The organism is uncultured Sphingomonas sp. (genome assembly GCF_902806265.1).
Lineage (GTDB): Bacteria > Pseudomonadota > Alphaproteobacteria > Sphingomonadales > Sphingomonadaceae > Sphingomicrobium.
In genome coordinates, this window is sequence record NZ_CADCVZ010000022.1 from 51,004 (window position 1) to 72,674 (window position 21,671).

At 66.7% G+C, this 21,671-nt stretch carries 21 protein-coding genes and 1 other RNA gene; 8 read left to right on the top strand and 14 right to left on the bottom strand.

Features of this window, described 5'->3' with window-relative positions:
• Positions 1–30 precede the first annotated feature (30 nt).
• On the top strand, positions 31–444 hold the full coding sequence (locus QZX62_RS05410; RefSeq protein ID WP_294172766.1) for a SufE family protein: 414 nt from the start codon (positions 31–33) through the stop codon (positions 442–444).
• Positions 441–872 (top strand): PaaI family thioesterase, encoded by a 432-nt coding sequence (locus QZX62_RS05415; RefSeq protein ID WP_294172767.1) that lies wholly within the window; start codon positions 441–443, stop codon positions 870–872. Before QZX62_RS05410 ends, QZX62_RS05415 begins: the two co-directional genes overlap by 4 nt.
• Here the strand turns inward: QZX62_RS05415 and QZX62_RS05420 are convergent.
• The 9 genes from QZX62_RS05420 to QZX62_RS05460 all read right to left on the bottom strand — a co-directional run bounded on the left by QZX62_RS05420 (position 853) and on the right by QZX62_RS05460 (position 8,542).
• Positions 853–1,407 carry a J domain-containing protein gene (locus QZX62_RS05420; RefSeq protein ID WP_294172768.1) on the bottom strand — a complete coding sequence of 185 codons (555 nt, stop codon included), beginning with the start codon at positions 1,405–1,407 and terminating at the stop codon, positions 853–855. The genes QZX62_RS05415 and QZX62_RS05420 overlap by 20 nt on opposite strands.
• A gap of 34 nt (positions 1,408–1,441) precedes the next feature.
• Positions 1,442–1,838: RNase P RNA component class A (gene rnpB / locus QZX62_RS05425), an RNA gene on the bottom strand.
• Between the two features lie 116 nt (positions 1,839–1,954).
• The gene (locus tag QZX62_RS05430; protein WP_294172826.1) at positions 1,955–2,587 is read right to left on the bottom strand and encodes an N-acetylmuramoyl-L-alanine amidase; all 633 of its coding nucleotides are present in this window, start codon (positions 2,585–2,587) and stop codon (positions 1,955–1,957) included.
• Positions 2,588–2,686: 99 nt separating this feature from the next.
• Positions 2,687–3,535, bottom strand: coding sequence for a protein-glutamate O-methyltransferase CheR (locus tag QZX62_RS05435; protein WP_294172769.1), 849 nt, complete (start codon positions 3,533–3,535; stop codon positions 2,687–2,689).
• Positions 3,529–4,605, bottom strand: coding sequence for a chemotaxis-specific protein-glutamate methyltransferase CheB (gene cheB, locus QZX62_RS05440; RefSeq protein WP_294172770.1), 1,077 nt, complete (start codon positions 4,603–4,605; stop codon positions 3,529–3,531). Before cheB ends, QZX62_RS05435 begins: the two co-directional genes overlap by 7 nt.
• 10 nt (positions 4,606–4,615) lie before the next feature.
• Positions 4,616–4,981, bottom strand: coding sequence for a response regulator (locus QZX62_RS05445; RefSeq protein WP_294172771.1), 366 nt, complete (start codon positions 4,979–4,981; stop codon positions 4,616–4,618).
• Between the two features lie 59 nt (positions 4,982–5,040).
• Positions 5,041–5,478, bottom strand: coding sequence for a chemotaxis protein CheW (locus QZX62_RS05450; RefSeq protein WP_294172772.1), 438 nt, complete (start codon positions 5,476–5,478; stop codon positions 5,041–5,043).
• Positions 5,475–7,817, bottom strand: a complete 2,343-nt coding sequence (locus tag QZX62_RS05455; RefSeq protein WP_294172773.1) for a chemotaxis protein CheA — start codon at positions 7,815–7,817, stop codon at positions 5,475–5,477. The genes QZX62_RS05450 and QZX62_RS05455 overlap by 4 nt, the downstream gene beginning before the upstream one ends.
• 74 nt (positions 7,818–7,891) lie before the next feature.
• Positions 7,892–8,542 (bottom strand): histidine phosphotransferase family protein, encoded by a 651-nt coding sequence (locus tag QZX62_RS05460; RefSeq protein ID WP_294172775.1) that lies wholly within the window; start codon positions 8,540–8,542, stop codon positions 7,892–7,894.
• Between the two features lie 80 nt (positions 8,543–8,622).
• Between QZX62_RS05460 and QZX62_RS05465 the strand changes: the two genes are divergently transcribed.
• Positions 8,623–9,579 (top strand): RluA family pseudouridine synthase, encoded by a 957-nt coding sequence (locus QZX62_RS05465; protein WP_294172776.1) that lies wholly within the window; start codon positions 8,623–8,625, stop codon positions 9,577–9,579.
• A gap of 60 nt (positions 9,580–9,639) precedes the next feature.
• On the top strand, positions 9,640–10,542 hold the full coding sequence (rpoH, locus tag QZX62_RS05470; RefSeq protein ID WP_294172777.1) for an RNA polymerase sigma factor RpoH: 903 nt from the start codon (positions 9,640–9,642) through the stop codon (positions 10,540–10,542).
• A 79-nt stretch (positions 10,543–10,621) separates the two neighbouring features.
• Here the strand turns inward: rpoH and QZX62_RS05475 are convergent, their stop codons facing one another.
• Entirely contained in the window at positions 10,622–11,929 is a 1,308-nt protein-coding gene (locus QZX62_RS05475; RefSeq protein WP_294172778.1) for a YihY/virulence factor BrkB family protein, read from the bottom strand.
• Between the two features lie 161 nt (positions 11,930–12,090).
• On the opposite strand from QZX62_RS05475, the gene QZX62_RS05480 reads away from it, so the two are divergent.
• From QZX62_RS05480 to QZX62_RS05490, 3 genes are read left to right on the top strand one after another with little or no spacing between them, the layout of a single operon-like run.
• Complete coding sequence (locus tag QZX62_RS05480) at positions 12,091–14,121, top strand: elongation factor G (protein ID WP_294172779.1); 2,031 nt, start codon at positions 12,091–12,093, stop codon at positions 14,119–14,121.
• A 53-nt stretch (positions 14,122–14,174) separates the two neighbouring features.
• Entirely contained in the window at positions 14,175–15,503 is a 1,329-nt protein-coding gene (locus tag QZX62_RS05485; RefSeq protein WP_294172780.1) for a dicarboxylate/amino acid:cation symporter, read from the top strand.
• Positions 15,500–16,273, top strand: coding sequence for an HAD hydrolase-like protein (locus tag QZX62_RS05490; RefSeq protein ID WP_294172781.1), 774 nt, complete (start codon positions 15,500–15,502; stop codon positions 16,271–16,273). Before QZX62_RS05485 ends, QZX62_RS05490 begins: the two co-directional genes overlap by 4 nt.
• Here the strand turns inward: QZX62_RS05490 and QZX62_RS05495 are convergent.
• Together QZX62_RS05495 and QZX62_RS05500 are read right to left on the bottom strand one after the other, a co-directional pair.
• Positions 16,270–17,511 carry a Xaa-Pro peptidase family protein gene (locus QZX62_RS05495; RefSeq protein WP_294172828.1) on the bottom strand — a complete coding sequence of 414 codons (1,242 nt, stop codon included), beginning with the start codon at positions 17,509–17,511 and terminating at the stop codon, positions 16,270–16,272. The genes QZX62_RS05490 and QZX62_RS05495 overlap by 4 nt on opposite strands.
• Positions 17,504–18,130 (bottom strand): glutathione S-transferase family protein, encoded by a 627-nt coding sequence (locus QZX62_RS05500; protein ID WP_294172782.1) that lies wholly within the window; start codon positions 18,128–18,130, stop codon positions 17,504–17,506. Before QZX62_RS05500 ends, QZX62_RS05495 begins: the two co-directional genes overlap by 8 nt.
• A gap of 325 nt (positions 18,131–18,455) precedes the next feature.
• On the opposite strand from QZX62_RS05500, the gene QZX62_RS05505 reads away from it, so the two are divergent.
• The gene (locus QZX62_RS05505) at positions 18,456–19,718 is read left to right on the top strand and encodes a multidrug effflux MFS transporter (RefSeq protein ID WP_294172783.1); all 1,263 of its coding nucleotides are present in this window, start codon (positions 18,456–18,458) and stop codon (positions 19,716–19,718) included.
• A 160-nt stretch (positions 19,719–19,878) separates the two neighbouring features.
• On the opposite strand, the gene recA is transcribed toward QZX62_RS05505, so the two are convergent.
• Together recA and QZX62_RS05515 are read right to left on the bottom strand one after the other, a co-directional pair.
• Entirely contained in the window at positions 19,879–20,925 is a 1,047-nt protein-coding gene (gene recA / locus QZX62_RS05510) for a recombinase RecA (RefSeq protein ID WP_294172829.1), read from the bottom strand.
• Between the two features lie 198 nt (positions 20,926–21,123).
• Positions 21,124–21,669: an RNA 2'-phosphotransferase gene (locus tag QZX62_RS05515; protein ID WP_294172784.1), complete on the bottom strand. Its 546-nt coding sequence runs from the start codon at positions 21,667–21,669 to the stop codon at positions 21,124–21,126.
• Between the last annotated feature and the right edge of the window lie 2 nt (positions 21,670–21,671).

The following is a 21,671-nucleotide window of genomic DNA, read 5'->3' on the forward strand; positions in this document are numbered from 1 at the left end:
GCCGAGGCGCGCCCACACTATCTCCCTGCCATGACCATGCTCCGCAATCTTTCCTCGATACTGGACGATTATCAGTTGCTTGAGGGTGAAGAGCGTTACCGCCTGCTGATCGACCTTGGCCGTACGCTGGAGCCGATGCCTGAGCCGCTGAAGACGGACGCTACCAAGGTCCGCGGCTGTTCCGCCTCGGTGTGGCTTTACCCGACGCCGCAGGAGGACGGCCGGCTGCACTTCCTCGCCGACAGCAACGCCGCCATCACCAAGGGGATCGTGGCACTGGTATTGAGCGCGGTGCAGGACCGCACGCCACAGGATATTCTAGGCACAAACATCACGGACGCGTTGGAGCCCTTCGACCTGTCGCGCCAGCTGTCCTCCAACCGGACGCAGGGCATTCCCAACATGATCAACCTCATTCGCGAGACGGCCGAGCGGCTGGCGTGAGCGACGGCTTCGATCCCGAGCGTTTCTTTCAGCTCGCCCGCAGCGTCGGCCACGGCCGCGCACTCGGTCTCGAGTATCAGGCTAGCGGCGTCGATTGGGTGGAGCTGGCGCTCCCCTGGCGCTCGGAACTGGTCAGCCTGCCTGAGACCGGCATTATGGCCACGGGCGCCATCGTCAGCCTAGTCGATACCTGCTCGGGAACTGCCGTCTGGACCCGGCTGGGCGGCTTCAAGCCGATTGTGACGCTTGACCTCCGGCTGGACTATCTGCGGCCGGCCGTGGCGGGCGAGACGGTGATCGCCCGCTGCGAGTGCTACAAGCTCACCCGCAAGGTGGCCTTTGTGCGGGGCGTGGCGCATGGCGGCGATGAAGCGCGGGCAGTCGCGCACAGCGTGGCTACCTTCATGATCACCGACCCGGCGGGCTGACGCACTCGGCCTCGCGGCGCTCTTCGGCCTTGCGCAGCACCTCGTAGGCGGCCTGCACCTTTTGAAAAGTCGCAGCGGCGTCCTTGTCCCCGGGCCTGAGGTCCGGGTGGTTCTCCTTGGCGAGCCGCCGGTGCGCGGCCTTTACGTCCGCGAAGCTGGCATCGCCCTCAAGGTCGAGCACCTCCAGCGCACGCATCTCGTCACGGCTTCGGCTACCGTCGCCCGGACCGCCCCAGCTCCAATGGGCGGAGCGGCGGAAGCCGTCGGTGCCAGCGCTCTCCGACTGTTCCCGCTCCGCTGCAGCTTCCGCGTCCAAGCCCTCGAAGTAGTTCCAGTTTTTGTTGTACTCGGCCGCGTGCCCCTCGCAGAAGTACCAGCGATCGCGGCTGTTTGGTGCCTTGGGGGCGGGCCGGTCACCAGGCAGGGTGCAGCCTTCGCGGTCGCACAGCCGGACCTGCGCGGCATCGCGCGCCGACTTGCCGTACGCCCGCCAGCGCGGAAAGCCCCAATCGTCCGATCGTCCCTGCCTAGCCATTAAGCGCCATGTAGACACTGGTGGGCAGGAGTGAAATGCCAGGGGACCTATAAGCCGGGTTCTGTCCATCCACCTGCGCCAAAGGCTTCGGCGGACTGGGCGACCATTCCTCTAGGCCCGTCCTTGCAGACGGGCTCAAGCGACCAACCCGGGCGGCGAGCCGAAACAAGGCTCATGTGCCGCCCCTATTCGGTCTTGCACCCGGTGGGGTTTACCGTGCCGCACCTGTTGCCAGGCGCGCGGTGCGCTCTTGCCGCACCCGTTCGCCCTTACCCAGCCGAGGCCAGGCGGTGTATTTTCTGTGGCACTGTCCCTGATCCGCCGACGCCAAGGCTTCGGCGAACCGCCGGGCGTTACCCGGCACCGTTGTTCCGTGGAGCCCGGACTTTCCTCGTTGAGCCGAAGCCCACCGCGGCCGCCCGGTCCCCTGACATGAATAGCATTACCGAGAAAAACTGCTCACGTCATCCCGGCCAGCCCGGATATTCAATCACTTGCCACCCTTCGCGTCTGGGCTCCCGGCCTGCGCCGGGACGAGGAAGGACGCTCACATCTCACCCATCGGCCGGGGCAGCAAAAGGGCTAACAGCTTCGCCCGGCATTCGCCGTCGATGATTCCGTCGATCCGGTTCGGCCGAAACCGCCGCTGAAAGGCGATCACCGCCTTCACTTGGTCGATCACGTCGTAGCCGAACCGTTCTAATGCCAACAGGAACGCCGCATCGGACCAATAAGGGTCGATCAGGCCGCGCGTCGGGCTTGGCAACGCGAGCCGCCGCTTGGCCAGTGCCTCCCACGGGAACAACTCGCCCGGGTCTTCCTTCCGCGCCGGAGCGATATCGGAGTGCGCAACCACGTTGCCGCGCCCGATCCCGTGCCGATCCTTGATGTCGGCCACTAGCGGGATCAGGGCCGCGATCTGCTCGTCGGGGAAGTCGCGATAGCCGAACTCGTGGCCCGGGTTGACGATCTCGATCCCGATTGAGGCAGAGTTCACGTCGCGGACACCCCGCCAGTAGCTCTTACCGGCATGCCAGGCGCGGCGCTCCTCCTCGACCAGTCGGTAAACCGTTCCATCCTCGTCGACGCAATAATGGCAGCTCACCTTAGCCTCGTGCGAGGTCAGCCGGCCAAGCGCGCCTTCGGAATCGGGCATGCCGGTATAATGGAGCACCAGCATGGTGATCGGCAGCTTGCGCTCATCATGATTTGGTGAGGGACGATCGACGAACTCCACGGCTCGCTGAAAGGGCACGAGCGAGCGTTCGCGGTCAAGCCCTCACGCGACGCGACGCTCCGCGGAGCCCGCGCTGCCGTCCAGCACGTAAAGGCCGCGATTCTCCTTGTCGGCGATCAGCTTCTTGGTCTGCCCGATAACCGTCTCGCCAGCGCCCAGCATCAGCCAGCCGTCCGGAGTCATGGCCGAGGCCAGCCGTTCGAACGCCCGCTCGCGAGTTTCGGTATCGAGGTAGAGCAGCACGTTGCGGCACAGCACGATGTCGAACCCGCCGGGGTGCGGCGGCGGTTCGAGTAGGTTATGAACCTGGAAGCGCACCGGCTTGCGTAAGCCCTCCACCGCTCTCCAGCCACCCGGTGCTTCCTCGAACCACTTGATCATCTGCGCAATGCCGAGTCCGCGCTGCACTTCGAATTGGGTGTAGGTGCCCGACCTCGCCCGCTGCACCACCGCGTCCGACACGTCCGTGCCGAGGATATCGACCGTCCAGCCCTGCCATTTCAGCGGCTCTTCGGCAAACAGCATGGCCAGCGAGTAAGCCTCCTGCCCGGTCGAGCAGCCGGCCGACCAGATACGCAGCCGCTTGGTGGATGCACGGCGTTTGGCAAGCTCCGGCAAAGCCGAGCGGGCCAGCGTGTCGAAGGGGGAGCGATCGCGAAAGAAATAGGTTTCGTTGTTCAACAGGGCCTCCACTACGCGGCCGGCGAGGCTGGGCTCCTTGCCCATGACGAGAATGGTGATGAGCTCATCGATGCTGGCTATGCCCCGCTCACGGAGCAGATGGTTAAGCGCAGTCTCCAGGCGCCAGCGCCGGTTCAGCGTCAGCTGCTGGCCCGTGCGCGCCTCCAGCAGGCCGGCGAGGATGCGGCTCGAACTGTCACTTATCACCACTTGATGTCTCCGGCCTTGGACGCAAGTCGCCGAGCAATCTTGTCAGGTGGCAGGACGGCGCAGGCGAGTCCCGCCTCCGTCACGGCCTTGGGCATTCCCCATACCGCGCAGGTCGCCTCATCCTGGGCAAGGACGGAGCCGCCAGCCGCAACCAGCCGGGCAGACCCGGCCGCACCATCACGGCCCATGCCGGATAGGATTACGCCTACCCCGGTAGCACCGTAGAATTCCGCCACCGAGTGCAACATCGGGTCGACTGATGGCAGGCAGCCGCTTGCCGAACGGGTCCGATCCAGCCGCACGGCAGCGCGCCCGCTACGGTTCTCCACGGTCAGGTGGGCATCGCCGGGCGCGATCAGGATCACGTCGCCTTGCAGCTGCATGCCATCCTGCGCAACGATCGCCTGGCGCCGAGCCGACGCGCCCAGCTGGCGAGCGAACACCGCCATGAAAGGTGCGGGCAGGTGCTGGGTGACGAGGATCGGGACGCCGATCGCTTCGGGCATAGCAGCGAACATCTGCCCTAAGGCGTGAATGCCGCCGGTTGAGGACCCGACTGCCAGGCAGCGCATTGGCTCGGCCGCCATGGCCCGCAGCGGGGTGCTGGTACCCGTCCGACCCGAGCTGCTGCCGGCGGCCATGCCGAGCGTCCGAAGCTTGCCGAGCAGCACTTCGGAGAAGCGACCATTGAAGCGGCCTATACCGGGCTTCGGCAGCGTGTCCGCCGCGCCCAGGCCAAGCGCCGCCACCGTCGCTTTTGCGCCCTCTTCGGCCAACGATGAAACCACGATGACCCGCGCTCCCCGCGAGCCGGCCAGGATCATTGGGAGCATCTTGAGGCCACCGGCCCCCGGCATTTCCAGGTCCAGCAGGATCACGTCGACCGCGACATGCTCGAGAGCATCGAGGGCGTCCTCCGCGGTACCCGCGACGGCCGCCAACTCGAACCCTCCGTCCGCCTCGACCATGCGCGAGAGAACCGCGCGGGCGACGGTGGAATCGTCGACGATCATCAGCCGGATGGGCCGGGGATGCCTCGCCGCGACCGGTCTGGCGATCGCAACAGTCATGCGTCGCCCCTCAGGCGACGCCGACGAGCTGAAGCTTGATGTGCAGCGTCTCGCGATCGAACGGCTTCATCACATATTCGTCCGCCCCGGCTTCAAGCGCCGCGCGGATATGCGCCATGTCGTTCTCAGTTGTGCAGAATACGACTTTGGGCTGATCCGAATGGCCGCGCTGGCGAAGCAGCTTCAGGAACTCCATCCCGCTCATCACCGGCATGTTCCAGTCGAGCAGCACCACGTCGGGCATGCTGGTCTCGCAATGATCAAGCGCTTCCTTGCCGTCGCTGGCTTCCTCCACGCTGAACTCCAGCGCTTCCAGGATGTGACGGGCGACCTTTCGGATCACCTTGGAGTCGTCGACGATGAGACAGGTCTTCATGATCTCGAGGTTCCCGAAACGCTGATAATAAACTGTAGAGGGCAAGTGTAACGAAGAGCTTAAGCCGCGCGCGCCTCCACGCCCTCGATCAGCGCGGCGACATCGATCAGCAAAAGAGGCGTTGCGCCCGTCTCCACGAGACCGAGACTGACCGCTTCCCAGCCGCGGCCCATGGCGGCGCGAAGGGGGGCCGGCTCGGAGCGGGCTTCGACCACGTCCTCGACACTGTCGACCAGCAGGGCATAATGGTGACCGTCGAGCTCGACCACCGCCGCCTCGTGGATGCCATCGCTGACGTCGGTGGCGCCCAGCTCCAGCGCCCGCATGCAGTCGATCACCGTCAGCACCCGGCTGCGCAACGCCGACAGGCCGGCCACGTGCGCTGGCGCCCTCGGGACGGGGATCAGGGTATCGAGCTCGACCACGCTCTCGACCGCGGAGGCCGGCAGTGCGACCTGCTGGCCGCCGATGGTGACCACAAGCAGCAACTGGTTCATCGCACGCCTCCCCCGACCGCCTTAAGCGCCGTCATCAGCCCGGCCCGGTCGTAACGGTAGATGCTGCCGTCGTTCGTCGGTGCCTCCGGATCGCTGCGCAGCCGGATGGTGGGGACCTTTTCGCCCGCCGGGTCCGCCGAGCCCTCTGCCGCGATAACCAGGTCGGCGGGCTCCTCGCTGTCGGTGCCGACCACGCGGTAGCCGGCGGCTTCCACGATCGGGCGCAGCATGTTCTGCATCCACGCGTCGTCAGTCGGCAACCGGCAGACTGCCTCGCGCTTGCCCTGCCCGGCCGTGCCGCAATGCCGCGCGAACAGCCAATGCACGTCGACCAGTTCGGCCGGTTCGCCGCCGATCAGGGTCACGCCAGCGACCTCACCCGGCACCTCGGCAGGAACGATCTCGCCCACGATCTCGGCCATGTCGATCACTTCCTTGAAGGCGAGGCCCATCTCCGTGCAGCCGTCGCTCAAGCGGAACATGCGCAGTTTCTCGCCATGCGCAGGTCGAGCGTCGCAGCCGCCCAGCGGCAGGATAGCCTCGCCTAATTGTACCCTGAGCTGACCGGCAGCCCATTGAACCGCGGCAGCGCTTACGTCCTCGATCCGGTCCACGGTGGCGAGCCGCACCGCACGCCGCGCACCGTCTAGGGTGCGGAACAGCAACACCGGAACGCTGACCCGCTCGCTGGTGACCGGCGCGGTTTCGAGCGCCCGGCCGACCCGTTCCTGACCCTCCAGCTTGACACCACCCACCCGGGCCAGCCCCGCGGGATCGAACAACAGGATGGGCGAGCCGTCGTCGGCCAGCGTGGTTCCGGCATAAAGCCCCGTCGCCATGACCGCAGGGGCAGCCGGCTTGACCACGAGCTCTTCATGGTCGTGGACCTTGTCCACCGCCAGCGCGAATACGTCGCCGCCGCCGGGGCGCAGGACGACCAGCGTCCGCTGCTCGTCGCTGAGGCTGCTTGGCAATTCCAATATGTCCGCCAAAGCCACTTCGGGAACGCGCCGCCCGCGGATGGTCGCAACACCCGCGCCGCCCAGCTGGCTCAGAGTGACACTGTCGCCGTTCGCCCGAACGATCTCCTCGATCGCGGAACGGGGGATGGCGAAATGCTGGCTGCCGATGCTGACGGTCAGCGCGGGGATGATCGTCAAGGTCAGTGGCACGCGCAGCGTCATGCGGCTGCCGACGCCGAGCCGGCTGTCCACCTCGACAACCCCGCCGATCCGCTCGATGTTCGAGCGGACCACGTCCATGCCGACGCCGCGTCCGGAGATATTGGTCACCTGCGCCGCGGTGGACAGGCCCGCTTCAAACATCAGCTCGAACTGCTGGGCCGGACTCAGCCGGACGGCGTCCGCGGCCTCGATCAAGCCGGCGGCCACGGCTTTCTCGACCAGACGTTTGCCATCGATCCCGCGGCCGTCGTCGCAGATATCGATCAAAATCTGGTTGCCCGATTGGCGGGCGGACACGCTCAGGAAGCCGATCTCGCGCTTGCCTGCCTTGAGGCGCTCTGCGGGCCCCTCGATCCCATGGTCCACCGCGTTGCGGACAATATGCGTCAGGGGATCGCGAATCATCTCGATCATCTCGCGGTCGAGTTCCACGTCGCCGCCTTCAACATCGACCAGCACCTGCTTGCCAAGCTCGGCCGACAGGTCGCGCACCATGCGCGGCAGACTCACGAACAGGTTCTCAATACGCTGCATGCGGGTGCGGGTGATGGCGTCGCGCATTTCGGCGATGATTCCGGAAAGCCGCTCAAAGGCTCCGTCCACTGCCACGTCCGCGGCGTTGTCGCGCAGGCGTCGGGCAAGCTCGTTGCGCGCCAGTACCATGTCAGACACGCCGCTCATCACCCGGTCGAGCAGCTCCACCGACAGCCGGATAGTCCTGGGCGCGACGCTGGCGTTCTTGACCTCGCCAACCACCGCGGCGGCCGGGACGGCTACGCTGCCATCGGCGCCGGGCGCCAGTCCCTGAATCAGCTTAGCGTCGTCGCCCTCCGGCAGCGATTCCCCGGCGGCGATCACTTCCACCATCTCACCGATCCGGTCGATCACGGCCAGCACCGCGCTGACCAGGGCCCCGTCGGCCTGGCGCCGACCGGCCCGCACGTCGGCCAGCGCGTCTTCCGCGGCATGGCTCAACGCTTCCAGCCGCGGAAACTCGAAGAAACCGCAATTACCCTTCACCGTATGGACGAAGCGGAAAATGCTATCGAGCCGCGACCGATCTTCGGGCTGGGCTTCCCAGGCGACGATCTCCCCGCCCAGGCTTTCCAGCATCTCCCGGCACTCGGCCACGAAATCCGCAATGAGATCGTCCATCAGCCCCAGCTCGAACAGTTACGCCGGCCAGCTTAGGCGTGGACAAGTTAAGGCGCAGTTATCCCTGCCAGGCCTCAGCGGGCAGTTTGCCGCTCGGGCAGTTCCACCCCGATCAGCAACACGTCGGAATCAGGGTCCGACAGCTTGATCGATCCGCCGGACTGGTTTGCGAGCCCATGGGCCAGCCACGCGCCTGCCGCGCGAGGTTCGATCGCACCGCCGGCAGAGCCGCGCAACAGCGTCTCGCGTAGCGCGGGGTCAAGCAGGATGCGGGGGCCCTCCGCCCTGATCACCATCTCGATGCCGCGCGGGGAACGCTCGCCGCCGACATCGAGCCGCCCTCCCCTGACCAGCGCGTCGCCGGCGATCAGGGCCAGGTTCAAAAGCAGTTTGACCGCATCCTTGGGCAGCTTCTCATCCGCGATCATCCAACCGAGCGTGATCCGCTTCTCTGGCGTGAGCAGGCCTTCGATCGCGGTATGGGCTTCCCGCGTGTCGATCGTGGCGCCGAACCCGCCGCCGGCCCCAAACGCGAGCCGGAAGAACTTGAGCTTAGCCGCCGACGCCCGCGCGCTCTCCGCCAGCAGCTCTAGGCAGCGCTCGCGCATATCGGGGTCCTGCTCGTCGCTGAGCAGTTCGATGCCGTTATTGAGCGCTCCCACCGGTGACAGCAGGTCGTGGCACAGGCGGGAGCAAAGCAGACTGGCGAGATCGATCGCGTTCATGGGCCAACGTGTTGGGGCAAGGCGCGGGCGCTTGCAAGCCGCCTTGAAAACCGCCGTTCTGCCCTCCACATCGCTCGGCCATGACCGGGGGGTCGCAGATCATCGACATTGCGCTTCGGCCCGACCACGCCGGCTGGCGGCTGGACCGTGCGCTGGCCGATGCAGTGCCGACTATGTCGCGGGAGCGCCTGAAGGTGCTGGTCCGTTCCGGCGCGCTGGCGAACGGCGATGCAGCTCTTCGCGATCCAGCGAGCAAGGTTCTGGGTACCGAGCGCCTGCGGCTGGCGGTGCCGGAGCCCGCGCCCGCGCACAACCGGGCACAGGACATTCCGCTCGCGGTGGTTCACGAGGACGAGCACCTCCTGGTGGTCGACAAGCCCGCGGGACTGGTGGTTCATCCGGCGGCAGGCAACCTCGACGGCACGCTGGTGAACGCATTGCTGCACCATTGTCGCGGGCAACTCAGCGGCATCGGTGGGGTGGCCCGGCCCGGGATCGTGCACCGGATCGACAAGGACACGTCAGGCCTGCTGGTGGTGGCCAAGACGGACCGGGCGCATGAAGGGCTCGCCAGGCAGTTCGCCGCGCACAGCATTGACCGGCGCTATTTGGCGGCAGTGTCGGGTGTGCCAGCAGCCGCCGAGGGTACCGTTGACGCGCCGCTAGCCCGATCAAGGGCCGATCGAAAAAAGATTGCTATAGTGAAGGATGGACGCGGCAAGCGGGCGGTGACTCACTGGCGTAGGCTTGGAACTTGGCGTGACGCCGCATCGTTGGAGTGCCAGCTGGAGACTGGGCGGACACACCAGGTGCGCGTCCATATGGCCTCCCTCGGGCATCCGCTGCTTGGCGATCCGGTTTACGGCCGGTCGCCGCCGAAGCGACTGCAAGAGCTGCTCAGTTTACTGCATTTCCACCGCCAAGCGCTTCATGCAGCGGCGTTGGGCTTCATTCACCCGATAAGTGGCAAAAAACTATCGTTCGAGAGCCCCGTTCCAGCCGACATGCAGGAACTGTTCAAGGCGCTCGGTGTATAGAGAAGTATGAGATAGGCCGTCGCTCAAGACTCGCGCGGCTTGGAGAGGACGCTTCATCCCATGGCACAGGCGAAGGCACTATCGATCCCGGCGACCGGCGGTGAGGCTGGCCTCAACCGCTATCTATCGGAGATCAAGAAATTTCCCATCCTCGCCCCTGAGGAGGAATATATGCTCGCCAAGCGCTGGAAGGAGCATGGGGACACCGATGCGGCAGCCAAGCTCGTCAACAGCCATCTGCGGCTCGTGGCCAAGATCGCCATGGGCTACCGCGGCTATGGCCTGCCGGTCAGTGAACTGATTTCCGAAGGCAACATCGGTTTGATGCAGGGCGTCAAGAAGTTCGAGCCGGACCGCGGCTTCCGCCTGGCGACCTATGCCATGTGGTGGATTCGCGCGTCCATCCAGGAGTTCATCCTGCGCAGCTGGAGCCTCGTGAAAATGGGCACCACGGCCGCGCAGAAGAAGCTGTTCTTCAATCTGCGGCGGATGAAGAACCAGATCGACGCGTTCGAGGAAGGCGACCTCAAGCCTGCGGACGTAGCCAAGATCGCGACCGACCTCGGCGTGACCGAGGACGAGGTCATCTCCATGAACCGCCGCATGTCGATGGGCGGCGACACCAGCCTTAACGCGCCGCTCAAGGACAGCGAGGGCGAGAACCAATGGCAGGACTTCCTGGTCGACAACGGCCCGCTGCAGGACGAGATCGTCGCCGAGGACGAGGAGCGCCGGGTGCGCCATGAGCTGCTCAACAGCGCAATGGGCAGCCTCAACGACCGCGAGAAGCACATCTTGGCCGAACGGCGCCTGGCCGACGATCCGAAGACCCTGGAAGAGTTGAGCCAGGTCTACGGCGTCAGCCGCGAGCGTATCCGTCAGATCGAAGTTCGGGCGTTCGAGAAGCTTCAGTCTTCGCTGATGAAGCTGGCGGGCGAGCAGCGGCTGCTGCCGGCGGCTTGAGCACTGCCGTGCTCCTGCGTAGGCAGGAGCCCAGTGCCTGAACCAAAAACAATGGGCTCCCGCCTACGCGGGAGCCCATTTATTTCCTTCTGAGCAGCGCCAAGCCGGCTGCCGCGGCCAGCAGTGCCGCGCCCGTCCCTTCCTTGCCGCGACGCCGCAAGAAGCCAAGCCCCAAAGTCGCCAGCGCCGAGCCGATCATGCCGACCTTGGCCGTACCCGCCAAGCGCCCGGCCTTGTTGGTCACCCGTGAGGTGAGGAACGGGTGGCCATCCCCGTCGCGATCCGCCGCCGCGCTCGCCGCAGGCGCTGCCCCGGCGAGGACTCCGCTGCCGCCGCTCGAAGTAGCTGCCGGTGATTGAGGCTGGGCGCGTGCACCGTCCTGCTGCTTGGAAGCGTCCGGATCCGTAGTTCCGGCGGCCACATGGTCCGCCGACCAGGCGCCGCGCGCACCCAGCGGCTTGTCGTTCGGCCGATCGGTGGTGTCCCTCTCCGTCTGGTGCTCGATTTCCGAATTGAGCTCCGCGGCGAACAGCAGCACGTAGCTCGACAGGAAGAGCCAGGTCAGCAGCACGACGATCGCGCTCAACGACCCGTAGGTGGCGCCGTAATTGCCGAAGTTCGATACGTAGAAGCCGAAGGCCAGTGTCAGGACGATCCAGGCGATCGCAAAGGTCAGCGACCCCGGCGTGAGCCAGGTCCAGGTCGCCTTCTCGCGCGACGGACCGTAGCGGAACAGGGTAGCGGCGGCCCCAGCGGCAATGCTGCCCAGCAGCAGATAGGTCAGCACCCGCCAGAAGAACGCTCCCATCGGCCCCAGGCCGGGAAACAGGTGCTGGAGGTAGCCGAGCATGCCGATGGCGCCACCCGCCATGATCGCCAGCAGCACCGCCCCGACCGTCATGGCGATCGCCAGCAGGTTGGTCTTGATGAACCCGCGCTTCTCCTCCTCCTCGTAGGCGATGTTGAGCGCGGTGACCACGGAGCCGGCGGCGTTGCGCGCCCCCCACAGGGAGATCGCGAGGGCGATCGCCAGACCAAGCCCCTTCTTGCCCCCCGAAGTCTGGACCACGGTGATCAGCTGCTGGCTGATGAGCTGGGCGACGTCGGTGGGCAGCATGTCCGTCAGGGAGGAGGCATGCTGCATCACCGTTTGCGGCTCGGCGACCAGGCCGTAGATCAGCACGGTGGCGCCCAGCAGCGGCACCAGCGCGAGGAAACCGTAAAAGGCAACGCCCGCGGCGACGATCCCGATGTTGTCGTTGCCGGCTTCCTTCCAGGTGCGCAGCAGGATTTCCTTCCAGCCGGGCGCCGGAATGTCCGTCGGCTTGTCCGCACTCCGGCCTTTGTCGTCGGCTGCGGCTTGGTTCGGGTGTGCGGCGGTCGCCATGGGTGCGTTCAAACTCCTCCCTGCGCCCAACCGACTTGGACCCGAGCCGTTCCCCACTTGCCATGGCCGGCGAACGGGCCGACGCTGCCTGTCTTCAGCGGCGCGTGAGGCGCCCCCTCGGCGGCTCAGCGCCCTGCACAACAGGACGGGAGGAGTTTCGCATGCACGAGGTTGTCGACGGCACCCGAGCCATCGCGCTGGTCGGACCGGCCGGCGCTGGCAAGACCTCGCTGGCCGAAGCGCTGCTGTTCGCCAGCGGGACGATTGACCGGCTGGGATCCACCGGTGGCCGAACCAGCGTCGGCGACGCCGTTGCTGAAGCGCGGGCGCGAGGCGGTTCGACCGAGCTCAACCTGCTCCGCTTCAATCACCTTGACGAGAGCTTCGCGCTGATCGATTGCCCTGGCTCCGTCGGCTTCGCGGCGGACGGTGCGCGCGGCGTCGCAGTTGCGGACCTGGCGATCGTGGTGGTCGACCCCGACCCCGCCCGCGCCCCGCTCGCGGCTCCTGCCCTGCGCATGCTCGACGAGCTGGGCATCCCCCACCTCATCTTCGTCAACCGCATCGACCAGGCACGCGGGTCGATCCGCGATCTCCTGTCGGCGCTGCAGCCGATGAGCGTGTCGCCGCTGATCGCCCGCCAAATCCCCATCCGAGAAGGCGAGCGGGTTACCGGCTTCGTCGACGTTGCCCTGGAACGCGCATTCCATTACCTACCCGGCGGTAAGGGCTCCGAACCGATCGGCATCCCGGACGAGCTCGCCGAACGCGAGGGCCAGGCGCGGGCGCAGCTGCTGGAGCAGCTGGCCGATCACGACGACGCGCTGCTCGAACAGTTGCTAACCGACCAGGTCCCGGATGGGAGCACGGTGTTCAAGGACCTCGCCCGGGAAACGGGGGAGAGTCTGGGCGTGCCGGTGCTGTTCGGTTCCGCCGGCAACTGCTGGGGCGTGCGCCGCCTGCTCAAGGCCCTCCGCCATGAAACGCCGGCGCCTGCCGCCACCGCCCGCCGCCTCGGCGTCACCGACCCGACCCTGTTCGCATTCAAGGTCAGCAACGCCACCGCGCTCGGCCGGATCGCGCTAAGCCGCGCCTTAGACGGTTCGGTCAGCGAGGGCGCCGAAGTGCAGGATGCCGCCGGCCGCCGGCAGCGGCTGGGCGCGCTGTTCTCCTTGCAGGGGGAGAAGACGAGCAAGCTGGCGCAGGCCGGGGACGGCGAGGTGGTCGCCCTAGCCAAGCTGGACGGCGTTCGCGCGGGCCAATGGCTCGGCGTCGACAAGCTGCCGCCGGAGGTGGAGGTATCCATTCCTGCCCTTAACTGCACGATCGCGATCGAGCCGGCCGACCGCAAGAACGATGTGAAGCTGTCCGGAGCCTTGTCCCGCTTGCTGGAGGAAGACCCGGCGCTCAGGCTCGAACAGGACGAGGCCAGCCACGAACTGCGGCTCCGCGGCATCAACGACGAGCAGCTGCAGACTCTGCTCGCCAAGCTCAAGCGCCGGTACGGGGTTGAGGTCCGGCAGCGACCGCCGACCATCGCCTACCGCGAGTCGATCCGGCGCTCCGTCACGCAGCGCGGCCGTCACAAGAAGCAGTCGGGCGGGCACGGCCAGTTCGGTGACGTGGTGATCAAAGTTGCGCCCCTGCCCCGCGGCGAAGGCTTCCGCTTTACCGAGAAAATACACGGCGGCGCCATACCGCGGCAGTACATCCCCGCCGTCGAGCAAGGCGTTCGCGACGCGCTCGCAAAAGGCCCGCTCGGCTTTGCGGTGGTGGACGTAGCCGTCACCCTGACAGACGGCAGCTATCACAGCGTGGACAGTTCGGAGCTCGCCTTCCGCACCGCAGGGCGGATTGCCATGCAGGAGGCGCTGAGCGCCGCCGCGCCGCACCTGCTGGAACCGGTGCAGCGCGTGCAGGTGGTAACCCCGAACGGCTCCACCAGCCGCGTCAGCTCGGCCGTAGCGGGCCGGCGCGGGCAGATGCTCGGCCTCGCTCCCCATGATGGCTGGAACGGTTGGGACCGGGTGGAAGCGCTAATCCCCGAAGCCGAGCTGTCCGGCCTTGAAGCCGAGCTGCGCTCGCTCAGTCAGGGGCTCGCCACCTTCGAGGCCGAGTTCGACCATCTAGCCGAACTCAACGGCACGCTGGCAGAGCGCGTGATCAAGGCCCGCGAACCCGTGCACGCTTGACAATCCCGCCCTCCCCCGCGACCCGAAACGCTTAGGCCAAGCGGGGGACCGGCATGATCGACGAAACGCAGGCCAAGGGTCTCGGCCTGCAATGGCAGATGCTGATCGGCTTCCTGGTCGGCCTGGGTGCGGGGCTCGTCGCCAATGCCGCGGGCGGCGGGGACGCGCGCTGGGTCGAAGTGGTGACCACCTACGTCACCGGGCCTATCGGCCAGATCTTCCTGCGCCTGCTATTCATGCTGGTGATCCCGCTGCTGTTCTCGGCACTGGTGGTCGGCATCGCCGAGATGGGCGATGTAGCCGCCCTCAAGCGCGTCGGCCTGCGCACCCTGTTCTTCACGGTGCTGGTGTCGTCTCTGGGCGTGGTCATCGCGCTGGCCTACGCCAACTTGCTGCAGCCGGGCGTCGGTTTCGACCGCGCGCTCGTCGCGGAGCAGATCGAGGGCGCGCGCGAGCGGGCGGGCGCCATCCTGTCGAGCCAGGCCGAACGTCCGTCCGGGGTCGAGGCGGTGCTGGCCATCATCCCGTCCAACGTCATCACCGCCATGAGCGAGAACGACATATTGGCGGTGATGTTCTTCGCCCTGATCTTCGGCATCGGCCTGCTCATCACCAACACCGAACCCGCTGAGCGGCTGCAGCGCGGGATCGAGGGCCTGTTCCACGTATCCATGCGCCTCATCAGCCTGATCATCCGCTTCGCACCGATTGCGGTCGCCTGCTTCATGTTCAATCTCGCCGCGGTGTTCGGCTGGGACCTGTTGCTGCGGCTGGCCATCTATGTCGGCGTGGTGCTGCTCGCGCTCGGAACCCACATGTTCGTGGTCTACCCGATCCTGCTGAAGCTGTTCGCCGGCGTGTCGCCCTTGTGGTTCTTCCGGCAGAGCCAGGAGGCGATGCTGATGGCCTTCTCCACCGCATCGTCCAACGCCACCCTGCCCACCGCCCTGCGCGTCGCCGAAACCAAGCTCAACCTGCCGCCGCGCGTGTCCCGCTTCGTGCTGACCATCGGCGCCACCGCCAACCAGAACGGCACCGCCATCTTCGAGGGCGTCACCGTGCTGTTCCTGGCCCAGATTTTTGGGGTCGAGCTCAGCCTGTCGCAGCAGGCCGTCATTCTGATGATCTGCATCTTGGGCGGGATCGGCACCGCCGGGGTGCCGGCCGGATCCCTTCCCGTGGTGGCGCTGATCCTTGGAATGATCGGCGTGCCGCCTGAGGGCATCGGCCTGGTGCTGGGCGTGGATCGCTTTCTCGACATGTGTCGCACGACCCTGAATGTGACCGGCGACCTGACGCTTGCGACCGTGGTCGCGAAGGGGGAGCCTAACGCCGCTGAAGCCGAAGACCCGGAACCGCTGGCACCGCCGCAGCCGGTATGAGCGTCCTCTCGGCGTTGCCCGAGCGGTACCGGCTGATCCTGTGCGACCTGTGGGGCTGCGTTCATGACGGCTACCGGCTGCTTCCCGGTGCGGTGGAGCGTCTTGGGCAGTGGAGGGAGGAAGGTCGGGTCGTGCTGTTCGTGACCAACGCGCCCCGCAGCGCGGCTACGGTCCGTCGGCAGCTCGGAAGCCTCGGCTTGCCCGACACGCTATACCGAGGGGTGGTCACGGCCGGAGAGGTCGGACTGGCGGCGCTGCTCGGGCGTCCGGTCGGCTTTTGCGGAACGCTCGATGACCGCGCGGACCTGGAGGCGGGCGGGCTGCGAGTGGCCAAGGGCAGCTTCATCGAGCTCGCCTGTGCCGGCCTCGACCGCGGGGAGAAGGTGGCGGACTACCAGGACCGGCTCCGCGGATGGCGCAGCCGCGACGTGCTGCTCCACTGCCTCAACCCCGACCGGGTGGTGATACATGGCCCGGAGCGCATGGTCTGCGCCGGAGCGCTGGCCGATGCCTACGAAGCGCTGGGCGGGCGGGTCTGCTGGTACGGGAAGCCGTTCGAGACGACCTACGTCCATGCGCTGGAGCTTGCCGACAACCCGCCGAAAGACGCGGTGCTGGCGATCGGCGACGGCTGGCACACCGACATGGCTGGCGCGGCCCGCCTCGGCATCGACGCGGTCTTCGTGGAAGGCGGCATCCACGCCGGTGAGCCCGCGCCGGCCTTCGACAATGGCTGGCGTCCGCTCGCCGTCGTACCCTTGCTCGCCTAGGCGAACGGCCGGTCGATCGACGGCGGCGGAACGGTGAACCACTCGGGTCCACCGGCTGTCATGTAGAAGCAGTCCTCCAGCCGCACCCCGAATTTGCCGGGCAGGTAGAGGCCGGGCTCGTTGGAAAAGCACATGCCTGGCGCCAAGCGAGTGGTCTCGCCGCGCACCAGGTTCACGGGCTCATGCCCTTCCATGCCGATGCCATGGCCAGTCCGGTGCGAGAGCCCGGGCAACCGGTAACCCGGACCATAGCCCCAGCGCTGGTAGGCACGGCGGACCGCGTCGTCGACGCTGCCTGCGGGCACCCCCAGCTTGGCGGCGTTCATTGCGATGTCCTGCCCACGTCGAACCTGCTCCCACACCCGCCGCTGCTCGCGGGCCGGATCGGCGTCCCACACGAAGGTGCGGCTGATGTCCGCCTGGTAGCCGCCGACATCGCAGCCGCAATCCATCAGCACCATGCTGCCGCGCCGGACTTGCTGCGGCCGCCCGGTGCCGTGCGGGAGAGCCGCCGCTTCGTCGATCAGTACCAGGCTCCAAGGCGAGCCACCGCCCAGCGCACGGACGTTGCGTTCGAACCGCTCGCCGATCTCGCCATTGCTCATGCCGAGCCCGACCTCCCGATGCGTCTGGCGCAAGGCGGCGGCGGTGATGGTGGCCGCATGCTGCATCAGCGCCAGCTCGGCCGGCGACTTCACCATCCGCAGCGGACGGACCACCGGGTTGCCGCTGACCAGCCGCACCGCCGGCAAGTGGTGCCGCAGCCCGTCGGCAGCGAAGAAGCGGACGCTCTCCTCCAGGGCAATTAGGGCAGCGGCCGCCCGCCGATCGCGCAGAAAATCGGCCACTAAAGCGAACGGGTCCTCATGCTCCTGCCAGACCCGGATCTCGGCGGGCACCTTGAGGCTCTCCGCCACCGAGGGCCGCTCGAAGAAGGGCGTGACCACGATCGGCGCACCGATCGCCGGGATCACCGCGGCGGTCAGCCGCTCGCTGCGGCGCCATTGGACGCCGGTCAGATAATCGAGGCTGGCCCCCGGCTCGACGATCAATGCACCGAAGCCTAGTGCCTGGAGGCGAGCTTGCGCCTTTGCCAGTCGGGAGCGCCGCTCCTCCGGGCCGATCGGCGGCGGCGGTGCCGCCACAGCACCGCCGGGTTGGGCGGCGAGCGGCAGCGTGCCAAGCAGCGCCGCACCCAACCCGCCCGCAAGCGTCGTTCGCCGGTCGATCTCAAGCATAAGCATAGGGTCCGCCCGCGGCGAGGGCGCGTGCGTAGGCCGGCCGCTCGCGGATCCGCGCCATCCAGTTCCACAAATGGCGGTGCCCCGGCCCAAAACCAGCCCGCGACCGGGCGGCCTCCAGCGGAAAGCTCATCATGATGTCGGCGCCGGTCAGCTCGTCGCCGGCGAAGAAGGGCCGGCCACTCAATTCATTATCGCAATAGTCGAGATGCCGGGCGAACATCTTGAGGAGCGGCTTGCGCGCCGGCAAACCGAGCAGCCCCAGGCGGCGGACGACCAGCAGGGCCAGTAGCGGCGGCATCAGCGATCCTTCCGCATAGTGGAGGAACTGCCGGTAGCGCAGGCAATTGCACTTGTCCGCGGGTGCGCCGAGCCGCCCGCCCGCCTTGGCCGTGAGATATTCGACGATCGCGCCGCTTTCGCCGACGACCATGCCTTCGTCCTCGATCACCGGCGACTTGCCCAGCGGATGCACCCGGCGCAGTTCGGGCGGCGCAAGCATGGTTTTCGGGTCGCGGGAATAGCGGCGGACCACATAGAGCAGCTCCAGCTCTTCCAGCAGCCAGAGAATGCGCTGCGAACGGCTGTTCTCGAGGTGGTGGACGATAATGGTCATGGCGCGATCACCCCTCAAACAGGGATGCAGATTGACTCAGGTTGACGGTGGATGCGCTTCGTTCGTGCCGGAAAACAGCCAAAGCTCCAAATGGGCCCGTGACCCTTGTCACCTTTGTGACCCGCCAGTTGCGCGACCTCGACCCTCGCCGCACCGTGTCGGCGGCTTGATCCAGTAACCGGGTCGAGGGCTTCGGTCGGCAACATCGCCCAGCATGATTGCAGAGCGGTTCCTACATTGCCAGCTATTCCGCCAGTCTGCTCATCGTCGCAGCCGCGAGCACGGAACCTTGCAGCCGCTGCTTCGCTCGGGCAAGGCCATCCCCATGCCCTTCAGATTGAAACTTCCGCCCGGTTCCGGGCCGCGCCCCGGCGCGCGTGAAACGGTTGCGCTGCTGGCCGGCCTGATGGCGCTGAACGCGTTCGCGATCGACGCCATGATCCCGGCACTGCCCGAGATCGGCGAGCAGCTCGGCGTGGCGGAGGAGAACCGCCGCCAGCTGGTGGTGGTCGCCTACACCTTCGGCTTCGGTTGCGGCCAGCTGGTCTGGGGCCCGCTCGCCGACCGGTTCGGGCGCAAGCCGGTACTAGCGATCGGCATCGCCCTTTATACCTTGTTCGCCGCGCTCTGCTCCGTTGCGCCGAGCTTCGAGCTGCTGGTGGCGGGTCGCGTGCTGCAGGGTGCGTCGGCCGCCGCAACCCGGGTGCTGGTGGTGGCAATGGTCCGCGACCTGTTCGAGGGCGAAGCCATGGCCCGGGTGATGAGCCTGGTCTTCATGGTGTTCATGCTGGTGCCGGTGCTGGCGCCGAGCGTCGGCCAGGCGATCCTTACCGTCGGTCCATGGCAAGCGATCTTCTGGGTGCTTGCGGGCTATGGCCTGCTGATGGGCTCCTGGAGCTTCCTGCGGTTGCCGGAAACGCTGCATCCCGAGTTCCGGCGAACGCTCCGCATCAGTGAACTCGCCGTTGCCGCCCGCTCGGTGCTGACCGAACGGCAGTCGCTGGGCTACACGCTTGCCCAGACCGCGATCTTCGCCGGCCTCGTCGCCTACATCGCGTCGATCCAGCAGATCGTGTTCGATGCCTTTCGCCAGCCGGACGCGATCGGCTGGGTGTTTGGCGCGGTTGCAGCGCCCATGGCGCTCGCCAGCTGGCTCAACAGCCGCCTGGTCGGCCGCCATGGGCTGCGCCGGATCGGGCACCTGGGCGTGCTGGCCTTTGTGATCCTGACGCTGAGCCATGCGTTGCTGGCGACGGCATTCGGCGAGAGCCTGGCCGAATTCGTAGTGCTGCAGGGATTGGTGATGGCGAGCTTCGCCTTCACCTCCTCCAACCTCAACACGCTGGCAATGGAGAAGATGGCGCCGATCGCCGGCATGGCGTCGTCCATCCAGGGCGTGGTCGGTACGGTAATCGCGGCAGCCGTGGGCTTCATGATTGGCCAGCGGTTCGACGGGACCCAGCTGCCGTTCCTGTGGGGCTTCGCGCTATGCGGGCTGGCTGCCGCCGTGCTGGTGGTGCTGACAGAGCCCCGAAGGTTGTTCGAGCAGTTGCCGAGCGCAGAACTGCGCCCGGCGCCGGCGGAGTAGGTCGGCTCGCTCAACGGAACACAAGGCGGAATGCCCGTCACGGGAGTAAGTCCCGGGTGACGTCGGTCGGGTTCGGCACGCCCACCCGCCGCCCGGCCTTCGCGCTCTCTGCGCGCTGGCTCAGGATCGCTTGCGCGATCCTTCACCTACGCTCGGGCGCTCAGGCTTCATCCTCCGCTTCCGGGCCGACCATCAGTGCCTCGCCGACCTCGTCCTTGCGACCGCGGATGGCGTTCTCGAGGCGCTGCGCGACGTCGGGATGCTCCTTGAGGAAAGTCTTGGCGTTTTCACGGCCCTGGCCGATGCGGGTCGAGTCGTAGCTGAACCAGGCGCCCGACTTCTCAACCAGCCCAGCCTTGACGCCCAAGTCCAGGATCTCGCCGACCTTCGACACGCCCTCGCCGTACATGATATCGAACTCGACCTGCTTGAACGGCGGGGCGACCTTGTTCTTGACGACCTTCACGCGGGTGGCGTTGCCGACGATGTCGTCGCGATCCTTAATCTGCCCGGTGCGGCGGATGTCGAGACGGACGGACGCGTAGAACTTCAGCGCATTGCCGCCGGTGGTGGTCTCCGGATTGCCGTACATCACGCCGATCTTCATCCGCACCTGGTTGATGAAGATCACCGTGCAGCGCGAGCGGCTGATGGAGCCGGTCAGCTTGCGCAGCGCCTGGCTCATCAGACGGGCCTGCAGGCCGACGTGGCTGTCGCCCATCTCGCCCTCGATCTCGGCCCGCGGAACCAGCGCTGCGACCGAGTCGATCACCAGCACGTCGATCGCGTTCGAACGGACCAGCGTGTCGACGATCTCCAATGCCTGCTCACCCGTGTCGGGCTGCGACACGATCAACTCGTCGATGTTGACGCCCAGCTTCTTGGCATAGACCGGATCAAGCGCATGCTCGGCGTCCACGAACGCTGCCGTGCCCCCGACCTTTTGCGCCTCGGCAATGGAATGCAGCGCCAAGGTTGTCTTGCCCGAGCTTTCCGGTCCGTAGATCTCGATGATCCGGCCGCGCGGCAGTCCGCCGACGCCGAGCGCGATGTCGAGGCCGAGCGAGCCGGTGGACACCGTCTCAATCTCCATCTTCTCGCGGCTGCCCAGCTTCATCGCCGAGCCCTTGCCAAAGGCCCGGTCGATCTGCGCCAACGCCGCGTCCAATGCCTTCTGCCGATCCGTCGTCACAACATCCCCGCCCATTCCAACAACCTTGAGCTGCGTTGCCACCTTTGCTCTCCTACCGCTCGGCGAATGTCACCGTTTCGGAGCCTACGTACACTCCTCGTTCTTGAAGAACAATAGGAGAACATAGTAAGCGCCGCAGAAAGGATCGGCATGGCACGCGTTTAGCCGAGCACCGCCTGAATAAAGCGCTGGGGCTGCACGGCAACGGCAAATCTAGGTGCGGCGGATGTATTCCGGCGATACCGCGCCCACCAGCCACACTCCATTCTGGGCGCGGTAGAATTGGTGGCCGTCGCGCATCATCGTGGCTGCGGCAATCTCCAGAACGGCGGCAACGCCGTGGCGTCGCCCGACCTGCCACGCCGTGCCGGAGTCCGTTGATAGGTGCACGTGTTGCCGCCGGCCGGAATGGAGCCCATTTGCCATGATGCTCGGCAGATTGCGGCCGGCAGTTCCATGAAACAGCAGGTCGGGCGGGCGGACCGCGGCCAGTGTCAGTTCGACCAGCGGAGTCGAATGGCCCTGCACGGCGCGGATATGCTTGCCCCCAGGCAACAGGGCGAAACGCTGCTTGTCGTTCCCCTGCACGACGCGGCTCACATCATCCGCTGACTTCGCCAAGCTGCGGGCGACGGCGGCGGCGACCACCGAGTTGAACTCCGCCCAGCCCTCGCGATCAAGGGTCAGCCCGGCGCTTTCGGGAGCATGGCGTAGAATGCGTGCGAGGTATTTCGACAGCCGGACGTCGGGCAGATCCAACT